This is a genomic window from Nesterenkonia maliinae (assembly GCF_051262655.1).
Lineage (GTDB): Bacteria > Actinomycetota > Actinomycetes > Actinomycetales > Micrococcaceae > Nesterenkonia.
This window is the reverse complement of sequence record NZ_JBIMEY010000002.1, coordinates 218,671-239,370: the sequence shown is the minus strand read 5'-3', so window position 1 is coordinate 239,370 and position 20,700 is coordinate 218,671. Positions and strand designations below refer to the sequence as shown.

Here is a 20,700-nt window from a genome sequence, read left to right as displayed (position 1 = left end):
GCTTCTTGGACGCTCATTGGCCACCACTCGACGCGCTCAAGGCCAGACACCAACGACGCCTCATCGAGGTAGTGGTGCGAGATCTCGGGCTTCTGCGCCGGGCTTCGCCGAATTGCACCCTCCACGAGCCGCCGGCACCGGTGATCCTGATGGGCACTGTCGAGGGAGTGCTGCGCGGGCCAGTGGCCATCTGCGGACGTGCCCGGACGCTAGGTGCGTCCCAGGCAGGTAGATCAGCTATCTGTCGCCAGTGCGAGGTCATACGTCGCTTGGAGGTTCGTCCAGAAGCGCTCAGAGATCGAAGCGCTGCGCGAGCAGCTTGGCCACCTGAGCGGTGATGTCTTGGGCGCCCTGAGTGATCGAGGTGAACTGCGCCGGGTTGCGACCGAGCTCTTCGGCCACCTGCTCCGGTGCCAGCCCGAGGGGCTCGATGAACTCCTCCAGCAGGACCACCCCTGGATGGATCAGATGTGTCGAGGGTTCCACGGCGTCTTCCTGCGGAATGTTGGCCTCGTCGTAAGCACGCGCACGCTCGAACTCATCCCGGTCAAGAAGTTCCAAGCCGGCCAGGCGCAGCACGGGACCCGGGGTGGTGTGCCCCAGAGACTCGTCCAGAGCCACTCTGATCTCAGCCATGAGGATGTCTCGATGCAACAATTTCAGCGCCTGCACCCGAGGAAGCTCTGGCCCGTACTGAGCATGTGCCAGGTCGCACTGGTAGGGGCCTTCATCTCGGCCGGCTCCCGCACGGTGCCCGGGCTGGGTCGGCCCAGCTGCTCATTCAACGCGACAGTGACCTGCGCAGACAGGATGTGCCGGCGCAGCTCGCTCATGGCCAGCCATCGTTCGGTGGGGTTCTCGGGTCTCTCCACCAGATCAGTATCGCGCGGGCCGACCCGACAAGAAAGAGTGCACGAGAGCAGCTCTAAAGTTTCCAGCAGTATCCGAAACGGTGATGTGACTCGAACTGGAGGAACTCACCGGCCCGAGATGTAACTCTCGACTCTGCCCAGTGTGACGAGGCCCAGGAGCCAGCTTACCTTGACGGCCGGGGCGAGGCCTGGCGCAGGGGTGTACATCCGTGAAGGGTCAGCCGAGCACTGAAACCTCTACTGCCCTGTTACTGACCTGCGCCAGTTTCCAGCCAAACTAGCCATCCTTAGGTTGCGTGAGACTTCGCATGAGGTCCCGGCCCAGACGACTCAACCGCCGAGTTGCGGCCCATCACTGCGAGGTTCCGGCTCAGCCCAGTGCCGAGCCTTCGCCCTGACGTAAGCCTGTGCGGCCTCGTTCTTGTTCAGGCGTTGCTGTCGACGCTCCTCAAGGAATCGGTCGAAGCGCTGACGTAGCGTCTCCCCCGCCGGACTCTTCATCGCATCGAGAAACGTGGTCACATCTTCGATGATCCCCTCGCGCTCCGCGATCGTCGCTTCACGCTCCTCCAGGGCCTCTCGCTGGTGTTTCAGAGCGGATCGAACTTGCCTGACCAACTCCAGCTCCACCGAGATCTGCTGAGACGCCGCACCGGTCTTTAGCTCCATCTGGGCGACGTCTTGCTCTCGCTCATCGAGGTGAGTTGATCGTTTCGCGACCCGAGCTTTCTCGTCTTCGACGATGTCGATGGAATCTCTCAGTCGCTGGTCCCCGGCTACAACCTTGTCCCGGTACTCATCCAACCGTGCCTGATAATCCTCCAACCCGGTTTGCCGACTATCGAGATCGCTCTCCTGCAGTTTGAGGGCCGCAGTCTGCGTCTCGACGACCCGTCGAGAATCCATGACCTCGGTGTACTCATCCTTGCCCAGGCCTGAGAGGTGACGCTCGGGATCGAAGTCGTGCTCCACCGGGTAACCCTTTGCGACCATGTGCTCGCGCAGCCCGCGCTGATAGCGCGACATCTTCGCCCGACGCTGCTCCAGAACCTGAACAACCTCACCGGTCTTCTCATCGATGACCGGCTGCCCGGTGGTCGCATCGAACTTGTCCACGGTGACATCACGATGGACATCCCACATCCGCGAAGCGTCGACTCGGAGGTTCCCGTCGTGCTTCGGGTCCGGGGCCAGGGTGTCGGCCATGATCTGGATGTGTGGCGTGGACTCATCGAAGTTGATGTCGTATCCGTGGATGGCGTCGATGCCTCCGGTGAGCACGTCCGAGCCGTAGTAGGCCAGGACCTCATCAAAGTAGGCGATTGCGTCACTGCGGTTCTTCGCCACCCAGCGGCTGCGCAGCTTTGGTTCCCCGGTCTCCTCGTCGATCACCGGCTGGCCAGTCACCTTGTCCAGAAGGGGGTAATAGTTCGGCACCTCGTCGCACATCGTCTTGGGCAGATGCACCACAACGAGCGTGGTCTCGAAAGAGTTCGGCTTCCACTTCCGGTAGACGTTGTCGATCCTTGAGTCTCCATAGTCCAGCACCTCTTCGATGGACTTGGGGCGACGGAAGGTGCCGTCTCCGTTGTTGACCATGGCGACGTTGAGATGCGAATCAGCCGGAACGATATTCGGATTCAGCCTGGCGTGGGTCTGCACCGCTTCATCGTCCAGTTCTCGCATGGACTCATGGAGCAGCGAGGCACGGTCCTCGCGGGTGTTGCCCGTGCCCTTGGTCCCTTTGTGCTGGAGATGCCGGATATTGCCACCCGCACGTCCTGTGGTTCCATTCATCTGTGCACTTTCCACTCTCTGAGCCAATCGTCACCTCGGTAATGGGAGCCTCTGCTTCGCTTCTCCCAATACCGAGGTGACGCACATTCCTGTCTCGTGGGTCCCGGCTTCGCTGCCCTTCGAGACCGGAATGTATTTAGCCCCGTAAAGACAAACGCTGCGCGTTTGTCCGGGGCCCTCCGGGGGTGGGCCTTCGGCCCGAGGTAAGAGTCGCCGCAACCTCGTCCAGAGCGATGCTCTGTCCAACGTTGCGGCGACTCTTACGGAGAGGTCTGCTTCAGCCCAGCAGCGCCGCGCTGAAGAAGACCGGAGTGTCCGCGCTACACGGGCCCAGGGGGAACGGACTCACCTTCGGAAGTGTCCGAAGATTCTGCCGCCTGGTCATCCACGGCCGGCACTGAAGTGTCCGTGCGCTGGGTACTGATCTGCCACGCAAGGTGCTTGCGTACCTGATCCGAGTCCAGTGCGAGCTTCAACCGCTGGACGGCCTCCTCAGTGTCCGCACCAACCGACTCCGAGAGCCAAACTCCGAGGGACTGACGCGCGGACACCAGCGCCTGAGCTTCGGCCTTGGCCTTCGCGCGCTTGGCCGCCCTGATCTGGCGGTCGAGCTGACGACGCTTGACCTCCATCTGTTCCAGTGATTCAGGCATTGGACCTGTACCCCCGGGCCGGGTCTACGTGACACCCATACTCATCCATGGCGGCGATATCGACATCCCGCTCCGTCAGACAGTCGCGGTGGCTGCAGGACCCAGAGTCACATTCCCAGTCGGGGCCCCGGTCTTCTACGTAGAAGTCATGTGCACCCGCGTGATCCTCGGCGCGGACGAGGTTCACTTTGAGGCGGTTCATTGCGATATCTGCGAGGGTGTTGCGTTCCATGAGGTCTCTCCTCTGCCGGGCTCTCGCGTCGGCATTCATATGTGCTGGATGGGTAGGTCACGGCGTTCAGCGCGGTGTGGAGATCAAGGATCCATTCGGACCTCCTCTGGAGCAGTCGCTGACTTCGGTCACGGAGTACTCTGAGATCGCTTGGCGACCAGTAGATCAACCGCATTGCGGTCGAGTCCGGTCCGGGCCATTTCCGCCTCGAGGCGGTCATCGATGGCCTTTGTTCGTGCGCGGAACATCGACCATTCAGGCTTGATCTGCGAACCCGGGAACTGGCAGCCGTTCGCCTGGCAAAGGCTGTTTCCGATGCCGAGGCGTTCAGACTCGGCATGGAACTCGGCACACGCGGGTGCGGCGCCCGCGGTGAGGACACGCGCCACCCATGACTGGACATCGCGGTCGTGTTCCTCGAAGGCCAACTGCGTGCCGATGACATCAGCGTCGGAGATGCCCACGTTCGGTGGAACGAGGATCCAAGTCTTTGCCCGCTTGCTCGCTGGGTCCGGGACCACCTGTTCCACGTGCCATCCAGCCTTGCGGAGGTCTGGTGCGACACGACGCAGCTTTCCTGCCATACCCCTGGGCTCAGGCCAAAACTTGTAGTCCACGGGACGTGGGAGGAGCTCGAGCAGCTCTTTGCCGGTTCCCACCCACCGGGCGGAGATGGTCTCGGTAACCGCAGTCAGGAACTTGTCGGTACCGACGATCTCCGAGGCGACAGTCGCCTGGGCGCTCGTGTAGTGACTCAGACTGTTTGAGGCAGTGGCGAGGTCGAGGGCTGCCAGCACCTCCGCAAAGTCGGCCATACGAGGCCGCTCCGCCAGCTGCACTCCCGGCAGCTCCTGCAGAACCAATACGACCTGGTCAAGGAGGCCACCAAGCATGGACGGGTAGGCGTCTGCCCACGCGGCATTGAGTTCCCGTTCAGACCGTCGGGCTGAGGGCGGAATGACCTCGAGGTTCGCCCAGAGCGTACGTTCCGCCAGGTCAGCGTTGAGTGCTCCGACATCGATGGTGGTGTAGCCCATAACCCCCTGAAGCTGGATAACTCTGGCATCGTCGTCGGTGTAGAGAGCCCGGTCCACGTCACCCTCTCCCGTGACAAACCGACACATCCCGTCGGAAAGCCACGGCGGGATGGCAGACAGGTTGTCGTAGATGACCCCGCGGGAGTGTGCCCCGGAGTGCAGCAGACGATCCGCGTCGGAAGGCGGGCGCCGCACCGAGGCCGCCGTCGGGTCGAACAGGGCAAAGACACGGCGAGCACTGCTGGTCTTCGCCGTGCCCTGCTCACCCAGAAGGGCGAGCAACGGACACGGCATTCCCACCAGCGCGTAGGTTGCCACGAGCCAGCCCTTGATCAGCTGTCGATCGGCATCACTGCGCACGTTGACGAAGCTCCACAGCTGATCGAGGTCGCCACCAGGCTCTGGCAGCGGCAGGGCATGTGTGAGGTTCGTGCGGCGGAACAGCACGGGGACTTCGGCATCGCCATCAAGGATTTCCCAGGCCTCGGCGGTAATCCGGAGAACCCACTCCTCCTGGTTCCCCATGTCAACGTAGATCTCGTCATCACTGGTCCGGGCGGCACGCAGGAAGAGCTCAACAGGCTCGCCCTGAGCTTCTGCCTCGAAGCCCAAGACGTCCATCGCCTCGGTCAGAGCCTTCCGCGACGCCGTGATCCCCTTGACGCGGTAGAAGAGGCCCGCCAGCTCCTGCCGTACGGACCTCCGCCCCCCAAGCAGCGGCCTCGCCACATGGCGACCCTTGGGGACACCGAACGGCTTGCCGCTGGTGTCCATACCGAAGTGATATTGGTGGAGGGCGAGCTCGATGAGCTGCTGAGGGATCGACTTCCCCTTCTTCTTCTCCGAGCCACTCCCGGGTTCGTCGGTCTTGCTGTCGCTCTCAGTCTGTTCGATACTGGTCATAGTGCGGATCTCAATTCCACTCAGGGCCCCGGGTAGTCATCAGCTGCCGCGGGGCCACATACTTTCTTGGACGACTTCTCTTCGCTCTTGCGGTCCGATGCCGACATCAACGAAGGACCTTGGGTTCGGGGACTGGTCAGGCCTCCCCCTGCTCGGTCAACCAGGCGTCGACGGCTTCCTGCCGCCACCTCACCGCGTTGCCGAACTTGATGGCGGGCGGCAGCGGCTCACCCCTAGACCGCCTTCCGTAGATGCTTGATACCGAGCACGAGAACAGCTTCGCGAGGTCTTCCGCAGTCAGTAACGGCCTCACTGCGATCCCCGGAATGGCCGGGGTGTTGGCGATGGAGCTGATAGTGGCCATGATCATTCCTTTCGTTTTGCCAGATTCAGTTACCTGTAAACCGTAGCATCGTTTTGTCTGATCTGGTAACTTGTTAAAGTGCCTGACATACAGAGTTACCCAGAAGCAGTCGGTTCGTTCCTTCGCGCCTATCGAAAAGAAAATCGTCTGACGCTCGAGGCCGTCGCCAGAGCAGGGCACAAGTACGGTGCCCGCTGGGGCGTCGCCAGCATCAGGAACATCGAAGCGGGCAAGGCCGCTCTGACGGTCCCAACCCTGATCACGCTGGCGTTGTCACTCAGGAAGCTCACGGGCAAAAGCCTCACCCTTTCCGAGCTCACGGGCGAAGGTAGTTCCATCTCCCTCGGGGCGGATAAATCTCTTCCTGTCACGCGTGCGTGGTTGGCCGAGGTCATGGCCGGAAGCGCCATTGAACTTGACTTCAACGACAGGGCCGAGGCAGCCCGACTACGAAGTGAGATCACTGAGCAAGAAGAAGCAGAGGCCTTCGGCCAACCGAACCGAGTTCACGACAGGACCGGGGCGGCGCGGCAACGCAGTGGGATGACTGAGCAAGAAGAAGCAGAGTCCTTCCGCCAGTCGGACGAAGTCCACGACAGGAACTTGAGTCATATTGATGACGCGGCTGTCCAAGAGGCACTATGGGAAGACCGTCTACAGCCCCCCGAACCACCTGAGGAACCAGAGGAGCCACGGGGACCAGGGGAGCCACAGGAGCTCTTTGACGATCAACCGCCGAGCTTGGCCGAAACACGTGCTGCCGAAGCGTTGAAGATAGACCCGCTGGAGCTGAAGTTGTGGGCCTGGACCCTTTACGGTCGGTCGTTGGAGCAAGAATCGATCGCCCGTGTAGGCCAAGACGCGTCGCCTCAGAAGCGGGGCGCTGCAACCCGTGCTCTCATTCGGGAGATAAGAAGCCACAGGGGGCACAATGCCTAGGCCGCGCACCCCAATCGGCACCTACGGAGAGATCCGGGTAGAGATCCCACAGAAAGTCGTGGACGACAACCTCCAGCGCACCCAAGAAGGCAAGCCAATACGCGCCAAGCAATACCGGGCCCGCACCTACTATCGGTTCTCGAACGGTAAGAACCAACAGATCGAACGATGGGGCACGAGCCGCTCACGGGCGACCGCAGCATTGAAGGCTGCGCTCCTGACCATAGAGCCCGAAACGGGCAGTGAGTTGAAGGCCATCACGAACCTGCGCGCGCTGGGGAAGAAGTTCTTGGTCAGTAAGCGAGACCTGGGGAGATCAGAAGGCACGCTGGAAACCTACAGCTACGCTGTGGACGCCCATATCTCGAAGAAGATAGGCGATCTCAGCATTGCTGAGGCCAACCCGGAGCGGCTTCAAAGGTTCCTGACTCGCGTCGAGAAGGAGTCTGGGCCTGGAGCTGCGAAGAACTGTCGATCGACACTGAGCGGGATGATGGGCCTAGCGGTGCGAAACGGTGCCATCACCCATAATCCCGTTCGAGAGCTTGAGCGCATCACGCAGCGCAAGAAGAAGGGCAGTTCGGCGATCCCCATCGGCGAGCTCCCCACGTTCCTGGAGAAGGTGCACGCCGACTCAAGCTTGCTCGCCTGGGACACGGCGGAACTGATCGACTTTATGCTGTCGTCTGGCTGGCGCGTGGCCGAAGTCTGCGCCTTGGATGTGAAGTCGGTGAACTTCGCCGCCGGCACGGCCACGGTGGAGGCCATCAACGTTCGGGTCAAGGGACAAGGTGTGATCCGTCAGGAGTTCCCCAAGACAACGAAGTCTGGCCGCACCACACCCCTGCCTCAGCCCACCGTGGATCTGCTCCGCAGACGTCACGAGCGACTCAAGCGCGATACGACCCTGCTGTTCCCGACGCCTCAGATGAGACTGCGAGATCCGTCGAACACCCAGCGCGAGGTCCGAGATCGACGTGACCTCTTGGGTTACCCCGAGCTCTCCACTCACTCGTTCAGGAAGACCGTTGCGACGATCCTCGACAAGGCAGGGCTCTCCGCGACCGATATCGCCGACTACTTGGGCCATGAGAACCCATCCATGACCCAGGACGTATACATGAACACCGTGAAGGGGGCGACGGAAGCAGCCAGAGTCATGGAGAAACAGCTCGTTGGACTGATTTGAATTTACGGGATTTATACGGAACGGCTGACTGAAAGTACTTCTGGTCCGGGCCCCAGACACAAGAAAACCCCTGGATATCCAGGGGTTTTCTATCCCGTTGCCGGGTAAAGGTGGCTCCGACCGGCGTCGATCCGGTGACCTTTCGATTTTCAGTCGAACGCTCTACCAACTGAGCTACAGAGCCATAGTTCGCCGAACTGAGCGACGACTCGCTCTCCGACCAGATTCTCTGTACAGAGAGTGAAGCGACCCTGACGGGACTTGAACCCGCGACCTCCGCCGTGACAGGGCGGCGCGCTAACCAACTGCGCTACAGGGCCTTACTTTGTGCCGATTGGCACGGAGAGAAACTTTACCAGTCTCACTCATTCTGGCCAAATCACACGTACGTGAGATTCAAACCATGATCCGCGGCTCATCACCACAGACTCCGTTTCACCGGAGTACCCCCAACGGGATTCGAACCCGTGCCGCCGCCGTGAAAGGGCGGTGTCCTAGGCCGCTAGACGATGGGGGCCGATCCCTGGTGGGAACCTCTAGAAGTTTAGGTCCAGCACCCCCTCAGAGCAAATCCGAACTCCCGGGCCCGCGTCCCGGGCCCGCGTCCCGGTCCCGCTTACCTAGGATGAAGCCATGGCATTTCCTATGAGCGATGAGGATTTCGACGCCGCCACCACGGAGGCCCTGGACAGCATTCCCGCGGATCTGGCCGGCCAGCTCGAGAACGTTGCGGTCTTCGTCGAGGACCGATACGAGCCGCAGCCGTGGGAAGACCCCTCTACGGTGCTGCTGGGACTCTACGAGGGCATCCCGCTGACCGAGCGTGGCGGGGAGGGCTGGTCCATGCCAGATCGCATCACGCTGTATAAGGACTCGATTCTTCAGATGTGCCACAGCCGCGAGGAAGTGATCGACCAGGTCACCATCACCGTGATCCATGAGGTCGCCCACTTCTTCGGCATCGACGACGAGACTCTGCATCGGCTGGGCTGGGGCTGAATGCGACAGGTCCTCGATAAATGAGGGCGATGAAAAGCGCAATAACACAGTTCCATCACAATGGTTGGGAGGCTCAACCTTCAACCTACTTGAAGGTTGAGCCTTTCGCTTTGGGCCGCTACATCCCCGGAATGACGGGGAAGTAGTCATCGGAGATAGGTAACAGAAACGACACGGGCCTATTGCCACTATGACAATCCCGCATCTATTGTTGCCGACGTAGCGCCGAAGACTCGAAATTGCGGTTCCCATTACCTCGCTTCGGCCTCTGAATCACACGACGATCACGCGGGATGGAGAGCTTTCAACCTCTCCCTCTTCCGTTCCGTCCTGTGTGCTCAGGGGCCTCGCACCCGCAATCAGATCTGCCCCGTGAGACGGGTTGCGGCGCTTCCCAAGTGAGGACTAAGTGAGGATCATCCACAGTGAAATACCGTCGCAATTTTGCGGTGGCCGCAGTCACTGCCGCCGTCGTGACGACAGCGCTGGTCGGGACAACTCTCCCCGACCTGGTGGCCGACCGGGCCGCCACTGCCGTCGAACAGAATGATAAGAACTCAGTCACTCTGACTGAACTCCCCGCGGTTCCCTCCGCCAAAGAAATCTCAACCGCCCGGGACTCGTCCCAGGCCACCGAGCAGATGATCGACGAGATCGCTGACCGGATCTCGCAGGCCAGCCAGCGAGCTCTTGAGCTGGAGACCTCGATGCAGGAACAGCACCAGGCAGCCGTCCAGGCCCAGGTCGATGCCGATGAGGCGGCAGCCGAAGCTGATGAAGCGCGCACCGCCGCTGAAGAGACCCAGGCCGCCGCCGTTGAGGAGTATCAGGAGCCTGAGGCCTCGGCCGCAGAGGTCCTGCTCACCGAAGAGGACAGTCTGGCCGACGCCGCGACTGATGCCCAGCTCGAAGAACAGGCTGAGCTGGGCGCCGTGACTGCCGAGCAGGAGGCCGCCGAGGCCGAGAGCCTCGCGGAGCAGGCGCGCCAGAACTCCACCAGCGCCGCAGAGGCTGAGGAGAACGCGGATCGCGCCACCGAGACCACGCGCAACGACGTGGAACAGGTCGGCGAGACGCTCCAGGGGCTGCTCGAGAACCTGATGGAGCTCGAGGGCTGGGAAGGTGATCTGCAGAGCTTCTTCGAACAGGTCCTCGGCAACAGTGACTTCATCGACGAGAACGGCGAAGTCGATCACGAGCAGCTCACGTTCCGGATCACCGCGCTGCGCGCGGATGCCGAACAGGCCCGCATCACCGACGAAGCCGCTGAAGAGGCAGCCGAGGCCGAGGCCGCTGAGGAAGCCGCTGAACAGGCAGCCGACGCCGAGGCTGCTGAGGAAGCAGCTGCCGCAGAAGAAGCAGCAGCACAGGCCGCCGAAGCGGCTGAAGAGGCCGCAGCCGCCGAGGCCGAAGAGGCCGCGGAAGCTGAAGCCGCCGCTGCCGCCGAGGCCGCGGAGACTGAAGAGGCCGCGGAAGCTGAAGCCGCAGCTGCCGCTGAAGAGGCCGCAGCACAGGCCGCCGAAGCAGAGGAAGACGCAGCCGCCGAGCAGGCCGCCGCGCAGGCAGCAGCCGCCGAAGCAGCCCAGGCTGAAGAGGTCGCCGCCGCGCAAGCCGCGGCAGCCGATGACGTGACGTCCTTGGAAGGTGCGGACGGGGAAGCCGCACCTTCCGAGGAGCCACAGCCTACGCCCGCTCCGGAGCCGGCGATCGCCTCATTCGGCGATCTCAGCACCAGCATGCAGTCGCTGATGCGTCAGGGTGCCGAGCTCGAGTCCTCCTTCAGCGGAGGAGCTCAGGACTACTACCGAGCGGTGCTGAGCAACGGTGCACTGACCAATGCGGACGGCAACGCCTCCTGGAACAAGCTGCGCTGGCACGTGGACTACCTCGCGGCACAGGTCGAACCGGAGCCCGAACCAGAGCCCGAACCAGAGCTGGAGCCAGAGCCCATCCGGGCCCAGGCATCCGCCCCGGAGCGCACTCAGGCAACGGCTCCTGCCCCGGAACGCATCCAGGCCCCTGCCCCGACGCAGAGCCAGCCGCAGTCCGCGACCGTGGTCCCGGCCAGCAGCAGCTCGAACGGCGCCGAGATCGCGATCAACTGGGCGGTCGCACAGGCCAACCGCGGCGACGTCAGCTACGTGTTGGGCGCCAACGGGCCGGATGCCTTCGACTGCTCCTCGCTGATCCAGCAGGCCTTCGGTCAGGCCGGCGTCAGCCTGAGCCGCACCACGTTCAGCCAGGTCAACGAGGGACAGGCAGTATCTGTAGGCGACATGCGCCGCGGAGACCTGGTCTTCTTCGGCAGCGCCACGGCACCGGGCCACGTGGGCATCTATCTGGGCAACGGCCAGATGGTCGATGCCTCCAACCCCTCGCGCGGGATCACCGTGCGGTCGGTCTACCAGACCCCGTCAGCTGTTCGACGGATGATCTGAGTTCAGCGCACGTATGACTGAACAGCTTCTCACTGAATTCTCCCGCTCGCGGTAGGGCGGCGAGATGAGTGCAAGATGATGAGGGCTCCCGGCGTCGGACACCGGGAGCCCTCATTTCGCTATGTCTGGATGAATTCTGGGCCTGGAGCGCCTCAGTCTCCGAGCACCGGTCCGAACTCCGGACGGTTCTCCAGGCGGGAGTCTTCGCTCTCCGGAACCACCATCAGCGGCCCCTCAGCATGATGCAGGACACCCTGGGAGGTTGAACCGAGGAGCATTCCCGCGAAGCCTCCGCGGCCCCGTGTGCCGATCACGGTCAGCTGCGCGCCGCGGGTCTCCTGGACGAGCACGTCCACAGCGGTGCCGTCGATCACCTCGGCGTCGATCTGCAGATCCGGGTAGTGGCTGTGCAGCCAGAGCCGACCCGCTTCGAGCTTCTCGCGCAGCTCCTTGAGCGCGGCGTCGTTGTCGATGTTGGTCGGGATCCAGACCAGCGTCGCGCCCACCGGGGGCAGGGCACACACGATGCGCAGGCTGGTGCCGCGCTCGCTGGCCTCCCGGGCAGCCACCAGCGCGGCGACGCGACCGAAGTCGGATCCATCCACCCCTGCCGCCACGGGACGCGAATCCTTGGCCCGGATCGGGGGTGCGCCTTCGGCGATGACCGACGGTGCGGCACTGCCGGGCTGCCCCGACGCGCTTCCCGGCTGGGAGGGCCCGCCGATGATCGGGATGGCGCCGGTGGCCGTGGTGACCGCGTTGGACTCCTTGGAGGAGAACTTCAGCGGCACAAGGACGGTCGGGCACTTGGCATGGGCCGGAAGCGCGGAGGACACCGACCCGAGCAGCCGGCCGAGGAACCCTCCCCTGCCGCGGCTGCCGACGACGAGGACCACCGCGTCGTGGGAGTAATCCAGCAGGACTCCGGCGGGGTCCCCCGACTCAACCTCGTAGCGGACCTCCCCTGGGTAGTCCCGGAGGAACTCAGCGGCCTGCTCGACGACCTTCTCCGAGCCCTGACGCAGCGCCGAATCATCCATCAGCGCGTAGCCGCCGTCCATCGAGGAGGCGGCGAAGGCCGGGATCGAATAGGCGGTGACCACGGTCAGCAGCAGCTGCCGGCGATGGGCCTCGGCCGCAGCCCAGTGCGCGGCGCGCAGGGACTGCTCGGAACCGTCCACGCCGACGACGACGCCGCGGGTCCTGCCGCGTGCCGAACCGGCCGGGCGCGGAGACTCCGCTGAGGCGGGAGGGCGTGAGGACCAGCCGCTCCGCAGGGAGGCGCTGTCTGGAGATTCACGGTGCGGTGCGGGGTTCATGGTGAGCTCCTGGTGGCCTAAGCGGTCAACTTGCGCCCATGATATCGCTCCATGCCTGATGAGACACCCGCTCCCCGGCTCAACCGCCGGGGGTGACCGCCTGGAGCAGACGGGCCGGGTGGTTCGTCGTGATCTCCTGGACCCCGATGTCGATGAGCAGAGCGGCATCCTGCGGGTCATCCACGGTCCACACTCGGAGCCGAGACCCGCGTGCCACCCAGGCCTTGATCTCAGCGCGGTGATCCTTGACATAGGCGAGGCCAGGACCGGCGATTCCGACCCGCCCGTTCCAGATCAGCGCCTCCGAATCCCGAAGCGTTCCGCGCATCACGGCGGCCACCACGGGTCGCACCGCGATCGCCAGCGGCATGCGCTCCAGCCGCTTCTGCACCTGCACCTCGGTGACCGAGCTGACCAGCGCACAGAGCTTGTCCGGGGCGACCATATCGGCCAGGTAGAGCAGCGACCCGGGGTAGAAGCTCATGAAGGACACGGTCACGGCGTGCTGGCCGAATTCACCGGCGGGGATCACCGACGTCTCCGGGTCCCATCCGAAGCGAAGCAACGTCCGCAGCACCTTGGTCTCCAACAGATCCCCGAACGGAGACGGGTGCTTCAACTCGACGGCGAGCTCGAGGTCACGGCCGGCGTCGATCATCAGCTCCAACACGTCAGCGAGCGTCATCAGCTGCGCATTGCCGGCGCCGTAGTCGCCAGGCAGCTTCGGAGTCTTCCAGCTGGTGACATCGAGGGTGCGCATGTGGGCCAGGCTCAGGTCGGCCACCGAGCCGGTGCCGTTGCTGGTGCGGTCCACCGTGGCGTCATGGAAGCAGACCGGCTCGCCGTCGGAGGTCAGATGCAGATCGATCTCGAGTCCGTCTGCGCCTTCCTCGATGGCCCGGCGGTATGCCGCCCGGGTGTGCTCCGGAAACATCCCAGAGGCTCCCCGGTGGGCGAAGATCCTGGCACGTCGACCGCTGCGGGACGCCGTCTCACCGAGGTCCAGCGGGTCTGCCGGCGAGGGGGCGTGCAACGTGGTCATCTCGAGGCTGACCGGTGGGGCCAGGCGGAGCGACCCTGCGGGCTCTCGGTTCTGAGCAAGTTCTGACATCACAGATCCAGGGTGCGCCTAGAGGGACAACAGGGCACGACGGTCGGGGGGCACAATCGGAGAAGCCTTCGTGAACATGGAGTGAATCACCTCGTGCTGGGCGGACGCTGTTCAGCGCCGGGGCGCCTCGGTCGGGCTGTCGGTGGCGTGCAGCGTCTTCGCTGCGGGCTTGTCCTCTGGGCGTTTCTGCGGTCCACGCTGGGCGAGGATCTCGCGTTTGCGTCCACGGCGCTCCTTGCGCTCGGCGCGCAGCCGTTCGCGCTCCAGCGCCCGCTTCATATCCGTCACCAGCGACTCTGGAGTCTGTTCGGGCAGCTTTCCGAAGGTCTTGTGCGCGGACTTCACGATCTGGCTCGCCAGACGGTGGTTCGCGGCCCCACCGACGACCATGCCGATGCCGAAGGGGATGGCGCGAGCAAGCATCGAGGTGCCTGAGCGGATGAAGAATCGGCGCACGAACTGCCGCTTGATCTGGTTGACGACCAGTCCCGAGACCCCCGAGGATCCGGCGGAGGTGTTCATCGGGACCAGGGAGGAGAACGGTCCGGCACCTTTGCCCCCCGCCTGCTGGGAGAGCTCCCCGAGGAGCTGGCGGCCCTGATCCCCGAGCATCACGCCCATCACGAGCAGCTTCGCCCGCTCGGGGTCTGCGGTGCTGATCCCGGAGAGCTCGGCGACGGACTGCGCGTAGAGCGCGCAGGCTTCCAGGAAGCTGCCGGTGGCCGCAGCGGAGAGTCCCAATGAGGTCACGGTTCCGACGGCGGGGACCGCGGCCGTGGCACCGATCAGGGCACCTCCGCCGGTCATCGCGCGGGTGAAGTCTTTGTCCAGCTGTGCCGCGAGCTCGCGATTCGAGAAACTCGGATGGGCCTTGCGCAGCCGACGCAGGTTGGCCAGCACCAACGGTCGCTGGACGGTGACCGCACGGGTCAGCCAGCTCTCGGCCCGCGGGGTCAGCTTGCCGGAGTCGTCGAAGGCGTGGCCTTTGACCATTGACACGGTCTGCTGGGTGAAGAAGCCTGAGGCCGCAGTACGCATGATGTTCCCGTTCGCAGAAGACTTCTTCATGGTCCCAGTCTAGGGCGTGACCCTGAGCAGCAGGTGAGCGATTCAGCTCCCGGCGATGTCCAGCCAGACGAGCCGTCCGGTCGGGGAGGCTGGGTCAGCGGGGTCGACGAGCTTGTAGCCGAACTCGCCCTCGGCGGGCCAGAAGACCCCCGAGCGGTCGATGTCGAGTGCGGCGGCGGGAAGCACATAGGAGGACCGGACGGCGGTGCCGCTGGTCAGACCGCGGGTGGCCTGGGGGTCGGTGCTCACGTCGCGTCGCTGCGGAAGCGGCTCTTCGGTGACCGCCTCCGGGCCTGGATCCTGGATGGTGTCGCCCTCCAACAGCGAGGAGAGCTCGGGAACCTGCTCATCGGGCCAGTTCTGCAGCTCCTGCGCGTCGGCGAGGCTGCCCGCGACCACGAACGAGTCGCGTGATCCGAGGCCGCCATACGCGCCGTCGTCGTCATAGAGGTACCAGGACGTTCCGGAGACGAAGTCCGCAAGCATCCGTCGCTGATCCTCGCTACGGGCGATGTCCGTCTCGGTGGGACCGGGAGGGCTGTTGAGGTCAGTCGCCACGAGGTGGACGTGGTCGGTCTCCCAGGGCACCTCCAGCGGAATGTCCCACAGGCTGGTGCCGGGGAGTCGCAGCACCGATCTCTCGAGATCCGAGAACTCGTCCTCCGGGATGGAATTCTCCGGCATGTCCTGCCAGAGGAACTCCTGGAAGGTGCGCACCTCATCCTCGGCGATGGGGTAGGTGGAGAAGACTGCCATTCCTCGCTCGCCGGGATACCGGCCGTAGCCGAGCGCATCGTCGGGGCCGCCGACACGGCCGTCGCCGTCCAGGTCAGCGCCCGACTCGATCCCGGAGTTCGTCGGCGCAGAATAGACATGGGAGTACTCGATGCCTGTCTGGCCGTTCTGTCCGCGGGCGAGATACTCGTCGTTGACAGTGGCTGCGATCTGCTGCTGCTCGTCGTAGCTGAGTCCGGTCAGCACAAGCACGTCGGGGGCGTTGACCTGCACGGTCTCGGCCAACACGCGTGCCTCCGGGTGCATTCCACCGCCCAGGTCCTCCAGAATCTCCACTGGAGAGTCTCCGCTGATCTCTGCATGCAGAGTGGCCACCCGGATATCGCCTGCGGACTTCTCCACGGTCGTGGTCGATTCCTCAGAATCAGGCGCCACGACGGGTTGTCCCGGGGTCGGATAGAAGGAGAGGCTGCTGGTGGTGGTCGCGGCGTGCGCGCCGGAAGATCCGGCCACCATGAGACCGGCCACGAGGCAGCCTGTGAATCCGCTGCGCATCGATCCTCTGGCCCGCAGCGCAGATCGTTGCTGGCCATTGGGCATGGGTTACACCGTAATGCTGACCCTGGGCCGTGCCAAGCCCAGAACTAGACTCGGGGAAACAGTTACCAAGGCGTAATACTCGGCCTGCCGCGCGGGCCGGTCGTCCTCGGCGCAGTCATCGGGGGTGACAACAGTCTCCCCAGGCCCGCAGCAGTTGCATTATAAGACCATCGGGTGTGTAAATAGTAGACGGACGCCTTGTAATTCGAGAGTGCCACGACACCTCTGACGACGACGCAGAACTCTGCCAACGGTCGCGACAACGCAGGGAATTAGCCCCGCCGCAGCGACCACGGAGCCGGCGTCGTCTTTTTCTGTGTCTGGGATGAATTGATGGCTGCACACTGAACCACCTTGCACATAACTAGAGAACACTCTCACCTGACTGAGGAGGACTTCATGGCTTCGCAACCCGAAGCTCGACTACGGGACTGGTCGCCGGCTGACGCCTGGCGCGGCCTGAACAAGCCCGTATTCATTCCGGCGGTGCTCATCATCGTTACCGGCCTGATCTTCGCCACCATCTGGGGCGCCGAGAACGGTGCCGATGCGTTCGAGACGCTGAACTCCACCATCGTGAACACCATCGGCTGGTGGTACGCACTGATCGCCACCGGCTTCGTGGTCTTCGCCCTCTGGGCGGGAGCCTCCAAAGCCGGCAACATCCGCCTGGGCCGCGACGACGAGAAGCCTGAATTCTCGCTCGGCTCCTGGTTCACCATGCTCTTCGCCGCAGGCATGGGCATCGGACTCGTCTTCTGGGGCGTGGCCGAGCCGCTGTGGCACTTCATCGCACCACCGGAGGTCACCGGTACGGCTGGCGTCGACGCCAGCGGCGAGGCCGTCTCAGCCTCTGAGTCCGCCCTGGCGGGTACCGCCATGGGCCAGTCGGTCTTCCACTGGGGACTCCACGCCTGGGCCATCTACGTCGTCATCGGACTGGGCCTGGCCTACATGACATTCCGACGCGGTCGTCCGCTCTCCATCCGCTGGCTGCTGGAGCCGATCTTCGGTCGCAAGCTCATCGAGTCCTGGGTCGGCCACATCATCGACGTGGTTGCCATTGTGGGCACCGTCTTCGGCATCGTCACCTCACTGGGCATCGGCACGCAGCAGATCGCTGCCGGGCTGGGCTTCATGGGCTGGATCGAGGACCCGGCCAACACCGTGCTGCTGACGGTGATCGTGGTCGTCATCATGGCCATCGCGACCTTCTCGGTGATCAGCGGGGTGAACAAAGGACTCAAGTGGCTGTCGAACTTCAATATGGTCCTCGCCGCGCTGTTGGCGCTGTTCGTGCTGATCGCCGGTCCGACGCTGTTCCTGCTGCAGTCCTTCGTGGGCAACCTCGGGGAATACCTGATGGCCTTCCCACAGCTGATGTTCGAGAGCGGCGCAAGCTACGTCGGCGGCGACGAGGGTGGATGGTCCGCTGACTGGACCATCTACTACTGGGGCTGGTGGATGAGCTGGGCACCCTTCGTGGGCATGTTCATCGCGCGGATCTCCCGCGGACGCACCATCCGTCAGTTCGTCATGGGCGTGCTGCTGGCACCGACCCTGGTCGGCCTGATCTGGTTCACCATCTTCGGCTCCTCCGGCATCTGGTACCAGATGACCGAGGGCGTCATGGTCGGCGAGGACGGCAGCATCGACACCGTCGGCGCCACTTTCACCCTGCTCGAACAGCTTCCGCTGGCCTCGATCACGGCAGTGGTCGCCATCGTCGTGATCGCGATCTTCTTCATCACCTCCGGAGACTCCGGCTCGCTGGTCACCGATGTGCTCGCCTACGGCGGACGCACCGACACCCCTAAGCTGACCCGGGTCTTCTGGACTCTGTTCATCGCTGTCACCGCCGTCGTGCTGCTGGCAGCCGGCGGCGGCGAGGCCGCCGACGCCTCCCTGCGCGTGCTGCAGGTCGCCTCCATCGCGGCGGCGGCTCCGCTGTCGATCGTGATGGTGCTGGCTGTCATCGCACAGGTGCGGATGTTCAACTACGAGACCGCCACGATGCCGCGCTACGTGCGCATCCGACCGACGGCGAGCAAGTCTGCCCTGGTCGACACCGCACGCAGCGCCGCCGGCGGCGGAGACTCGGATCCCGGGGTCCACCGAAATCTGCGGTCGATCCTCACCGGTCAGCGCAGTGCGCTGAAGGGCTTCCTGGGCGGCACCTCCGCCACCCTCGCAGGCCTGGACAAGCCCAGCTCGAAGGAGTCGGCGATCTCCACACCGTTCGACTCCGACGACATGGTGTTCGCGATCCAGGACGTGCCGGCCCACTCCACCATGGTCAACCCTGAGACGGGCACCATCGGCTGGGACGAGGGCGTCGCGTTCAACGATCCGATCGCTGATGAGGTGTTCGAGACTCCCGAGTTCGCGGAGTCCGCCACCGGTCAGCAGTGGGAATCCGAGCAGATCTATGACGAGGCAGTCAGCGCCGAGCACGAGCCGACTCCTCCGACTGCATCGGATGAGCACCCGCAGCGCTGATGCGCCGCGGGATCGGATCTCACCCGATCTGATCCATTGAGACAAGAGCGGGGCCCCAGTCCGTGGACTGGGGCCCCGCTCTTGTCATCTCCTCGACTGTAGATCAGCCGGGGATCGGAAGGATCAGGAGGGGTTGAACTCCCCCGGGTTGGGTCCGGTGCGACCGTCGCGCTCGAGCCCGTCGATGGCTTCGAGCTCGGCTTCGCTGAGCTCGAAGCCGAAGACGTCGAAGTTCGAGGCGATCCGCTCCGGGGTCACCGACTTCGGGAACAGGATGCGTCCGCGCTGCAGGTGCCAGCGGATGACGACCTGCGCCGGGGTCACGCCGTGCGCCTCCGCTGCGGCCACCACGGGCGCGTCCTCGAAGACGGCACCCTGAGCGAGCGGGCTCCAGGCCTGCGTCGCGATGCCGTGCTTCTCGTTGGCCTCCTGGCAGTCGCGCTGCTGCAGCGCCGGGTGGATCTCCACCTGGTTGATCGCAGGAATGACGGTGCCGGCCTCGGCCACGCGCTCAAGATGCTCGGGCAGGAAGTTGGAGACGCCGATGCTGCGGATCAGACCTTCGGCCTGCATCTCCTCCATCTCCTTCCACGCATCGAGGTAGGCCTCGTCGGCCGGTGATGGCCAATGGATCAGGTACAGGTCCACGTAGTCCAGACCCAGCTTCTCCAACGACGTGCGCAGCGCCTGCCTGGTCTTGCCGGCCTTGAAATCGCTGACCCACACCTTGGTGGTGATGAAAAGCTCCTCGCGGGGGATGCCGGACGCGGCGATGGCGCGTCCCACGCCCTCTTCGTTGCCGTAGACGGCGGCATTGTCGATATGCCGGTATCCGACCTTCAGCGCTTCAGCGACGACCGTCTCGGCGTCGTCCGCCGGGACCTGCCAGACCCCGAAGCCGAGCTGGGGGATCGTGGCCCCATCGTTGAGTGTGATTGTGGGAACAGTAGCCATCGGCGACCTCTCTCATCCTGCATACATGTCTGAGGGCAGCCTTGCCCTCTCGTTGTGTGAACCACGCAACAGTCGAGATCATTCCATGGACGGGCACCGGCGTGGGCATACCCAGCCTCCGCGCCGCGCAAGTACGTCCTCACTGGTCAGCCGCACCCGGCAGGCCTAAGCTGGAATCATCAAGGCGTGCCGGCCACGGTGCGCCTCCCCGGCACCGACCACAGAGGACCCATCATGACCGCAGAGGTCACCGCATCACGACGCCGAGCAACTGGGCGCACCCTGCTGATCGTCTCGGCCCTGGGCGCGGCAGGCTTCGCCGGCTGGTCGCTGGCCCAGCTGCAGCTGTCCACCCCCGAGACGTTCCTCTCAGACGCCTGGCACGCCTTCGGACTCATCGTCTTCGCCGGCCTCTTCGCGCTGGTCGCCTGGCGCCCGCGGGCCTACCCCGGGCTGATGGAGCTGACCATCGTGCACAGCATCGGGATGTTCGTGCTGGCCTTCACCAACCAGGACGCCGCCGGCGCAACCGCCACCATGATCCTGCACGGGCTGCTCGCGCTGGCACTGCTCATCGCCTATGTGGTGCTGGGCTGCATCAAGGCCTGGGGACGCCAGCCGGGGACCCAGCCCACCCCCGCTGAGTCCGGGCGACCTCAGTCCAAGCACCCTGAGTCCAAGCGTTCTGAGTCTAAGCGCCCCGGGTCAAAACGCCCCGAGGTGACCCGCGAATCAACTGCTCGGGATACCGCCGCCGCGAAGGACTCCCCGGCTAAGGGCCAGCAGAGCCGACAGCTGGGCGACCCCCCTCGCGGCACCGACCGGACCCCCGAGGCCCCGACGCAGCCCGCCACGCCGCCGCGCTCGACACCCAGCTCCGAGCCTCGTCCGCAGCAAACCCAGCCGACCACACCGATGCCGCAGGAGCTTCCCGAGGATCGCCCACGCAGCTAGAAGCGACTGCGAGCGGCCAGACCCTGACTCGCTGTGC

18 protein-coding genes and 3 tRNA genes are annotated in these 20,700 nt (G+C 64.3%); 6 read left to right on the top strand and 15 right to left on the bottom strand.

Annotated features, from left to right (window positions below; genetic code table 11):
- Nucleotides 1-291 precede the first annotated feature (291 nt).
- From ACHAA4_RS05585 to ACHAA4_RS05555, 7 genes are all read right to left on the bottom strand, one after another.
- Nucleotides 292-636 (bottom strand): helix-turn-helix transcriptional regulator, encoded by a 345-nt coding sequence (locus ACHAA4_RS05585; protein ID WP_435773201.1) that lies wholly within the window; start codon nucleotides 634-636, stop codon nucleotides 292-294.
- A gap of 23 nt (nucleotides 637-659) precedes the next feature.
- Entirely contained in the window at nucleotides 660-872 is a 213-nt protein-coding gene (locus ACHAA4_RS05580) for a hypothetical protein (protein WP_435773200.1), read from the bottom strand.
- Nucleotides 873-1,202: 330 nt separating this feature from the next.
- The gene (locus ACHAA4_RS05575; protein WP_435773199.1) at nucleotides 1,203-2,669 is read right to left on the bottom strand and encodes a cytochrome P450 family protein; all 1,467 of its coding nucleotides are present in this window, start codon (nucleotides 2,667-2,669) and stop codon (nucleotides 1,203-1,205) included.
- Nucleotides 2,670-2,989: 320 nt separating this feature from the next.
- On the bottom strand, nucleotides 2,990-3,322 hold the full coding sequence (locus ACHAA4_RS05570; RefSeq protein ID WP_435773198.1) for a hypothetical protein: 333 nt from the start codon (nucleotides 3,320-3,322) through the stop codon (nucleotides 2,990-2,992).
- On the bottom strand, nucleotides 3,315-3,554 hold the full coding sequence (locus tag ACHAA4_RS05565; RefSeq protein WP_435773197.1) for a hypothetical protein: 240 nt from the start codon (nucleotides 3,552-3,554) through the stop codon (nucleotides 3,315-3,317). The genes ACHAA4_RS05570 and ACHAA4_RS05565 overlap by 8 nt, the downstream gene beginning before the upstream one ends.
- 128 nt (nucleotides 3,555-3,682) lie before the next feature.
- Nucleotides 3,683-5,494 (bottom strand): AICE element replication initiation protein, encoded by a 1,812-nt coding sequence (locus tag ACHAA4_RS05560; RefSeq protein WP_435773196.1) that lies wholly within the window; start codon nucleotides 5,492-5,494, stop codon nucleotides 3,683-3,685.
- 136 nt (nucleotides 5,495-5,630) lie between these two features.
- Nucleotides 5,631-5,858: a helix-turn-helix transcriptional regulator gene (locus ACHAA4_RS05555; RefSeq protein ID WP_435773195.1), complete on the bottom strand. Its 228-nt coding sequence runs from the start codon at nucleotides 5,856-5,858 to the stop codon at nucleotides 5,631-5,633.
- A gap of 78 nt (nucleotides 5,859-5,936) precedes the next feature.
- Here ACHAA4_RS05555 and ACHAA4_RS05550 point away from each other — a divergent pair, with 78 nt between their 5' ends.
- Together ACHAA4_RS05550 and ACHAA4_RS05545 are read left to right on the top strand one after the other, a co-directional pair.
- Nucleotides 5,937-6,797, top strand: coding sequence for a hypothetical protein (locus ACHAA4_RS05550; RefSeq protein ID WP_435773194.1), 861 nt, complete (start codon nucleotides 5,937-5,939; stop codon nucleotides 6,795-6,797).
- Nucleotides 6,798-6,855: 58 nt separating this feature from the next.
- Entirely contained in the window at nucleotides 6,856-7,986 is a 1,131-nt protein-coding gene (locus tag ACHAA4_RS05545) for a site-specific integrase (RefSeq protein WP_435773193.1), read from the top strand.
- Nucleotides 7,987-8,097: 111 nt separating this feature from the next.
- On the opposite strand, the gene ACHAA4_RS05540 is transcribed toward ACHAA4_RS05545, so the two are convergent.
- The 3 genes from ACHAA4_RS05540 to ACHAA4_RS05530 all read right to left on the bottom strand — a co-directional run bounded on the left by ACHAA4_RS05540 (nucleotide 8,098) and on the right by ACHAA4_RS05530 (nucleotide 8,503).
- Nucleotides 8,098-8,170: transfer RNA gene (locus ACHAA4_RS05540), tRNA-Phe, on the bottom strand.
- A gap of 62 nt (nucleotides 8,171-8,232) precedes the next feature.
- A tRNA-Asp gene (locus tag ACHAA4_RS05535) sits at nucleotides 8,233-8,306 on the bottom strand.
- Between the two features lie 124 nt (nucleotides 8,307-8,430).
- Nucleotides 8,431-8,503, bottom strand: a tRNA-Glu gene (locus ACHAA4_RS05530).
- A 116-nt stretch (nucleotides 8,504-8,619) separates the two neighbouring features.
- Here ACHAA4_RS05530 and ACHAA4_RS05525 point away from each other — a divergent pair.
- Both ACHAA4_RS05525 and ACHAA4_RS05520 read left to right on the top strand, forming a co-directional pair.
- Nucleotides 8,620-8,985: a metallopeptidase family protein gene (locus ACHAA4_RS05525; RefSeq protein ID WP_435773192.1), complete on the top strand. Its 366-nt coding sequence runs from the start codon at nucleotides 8,620-8,622 to the stop codon at nucleotides 8,983-8,985.
- A 449-nt stretch (nucleotides 8,986-9,434) separates the two neighbouring features.
- Nucleotides 9,435-11,423 (top strand): C40 family peptidase, encoded by a 1,989-nt coding sequence (locus tag ACHAA4_RS05520; RefSeq protein ID WP_435773191.1) that lies wholly within the window; start codon nucleotides 9,435-9,437, stop codon nucleotides 11,421-11,423.
- A gap of 152 nt (nucleotides 11,424-11,575) precedes the next feature.
- On the opposite strand, the gene ACHAA4_RS05515 is transcribed toward ACHAA4_RS05520, so the two are convergent.
- The 4 genes from ACHAA4_RS05515 to ACHAA4_RS05500 form a co-directional block, all read right to left on the bottom strand.
- Nucleotides 11,576-12,742 carry a universal stress protein gene (locus tag ACHAA4_RS05515; protein ID WP_435773190.1) on the bottom strand — a complete coding sequence of 389 codons (1,167 nt, stop codon included), beginning with the start codon at nucleotides 12,740-12,742 and terminating at the stop codon, nucleotides 11,576-11,578.
- A 79-nt stretch (nucleotides 12,743-12,821) separates the two neighbouring features.
- Nucleotides 12,822-13,853 (bottom strand): glycerophosphodiester phosphodiesterase, encoded by a 1,032-nt coding sequence (locus ACHAA4_RS05510; RefSeq protein ID WP_435773189.1) that lies wholly within the window; start codon nucleotides 13,851-13,853, stop codon nucleotides 12,822-12,824.
- A gap of 111 nt (nucleotides 13,854-13,964) precedes the next feature.
- Nucleotides 13,965-14,921: a hypothetical protein gene (locus tag ACHAA4_RS05505; RefSeq protein WP_435773188.1), complete on the bottom strand. Its 957-nt coding sequence runs from the start codon at nucleotides 14,919-14,921 to the stop codon at nucleotides 13,965-13,967.
- A 42-nt stretch (nucleotides 14,922-14,963) separates the two neighbouring features.
- Nucleotides 14,964-16,211 (bottom strand): endonuclease/exonuclease/phosphatase family protein, encoded by a 1,248-nt coding sequence (locus tag ACHAA4_RS05500; RefSeq protein ID WP_435773187.1) that lies wholly within the window; start codon nucleotides 16,209-16,211, stop codon nucleotides 14,964-14,966.
- Nucleotides 16,212-16,655: 444 nt separating this feature from the next.
- On the opposite strand from ACHAA4_RS05500, the gene ACHAA4_RS05495 reads away from it, so the two are divergent.
- The gene (locus ACHAA4_RS05495; RefSeq protein WP_435773186.1) at nucleotides 16,656-18,755 is read left to right on the top strand and encodes a BCCT family transporter; all 2,100 of its coding nucleotides are present in this window, start codon (nucleotides 16,656-16,658) and stop codon (nucleotides 18,753-18,755) included.
- A 123-nt stretch (nucleotides 18,756-18,878) separates the two neighbouring features.
- Here ACHAA4_RS05495 and ACHAA4_RS05490 read toward each other — a convergent pair whose 3' ends face one another.
- A complete protein-coding gene (locus ACHAA4_RS05490; RefSeq protein ID WP_435773185.1) occupies nucleotides 18,879-19,709 on the bottom strand; it encodes an aldo/keto reductase in 831 nt (276 codons plus the stop codon).
- A gap of 234 nt (nucleotides 19,710-19,943) precedes the next feature.
- On the opposite strand from ACHAA4_RS05490, the gene ACHAA4_RS05485 reads away from it, so the two are divergent.
- The gene (locus tag ACHAA4_RS05485) at nucleotides 19,944-20,663 is read left to right on the top strand and encodes a hypothetical protein (RefSeq protein ID WP_435773184.1); all 720 of its coding nucleotides are present in this window, start codon (nucleotides 19,944-19,946) and stop codon (nucleotides 20,661-20,663) included.
- Nucleotides 20,664-20,700: the final 37 nt, after the last annotated feature.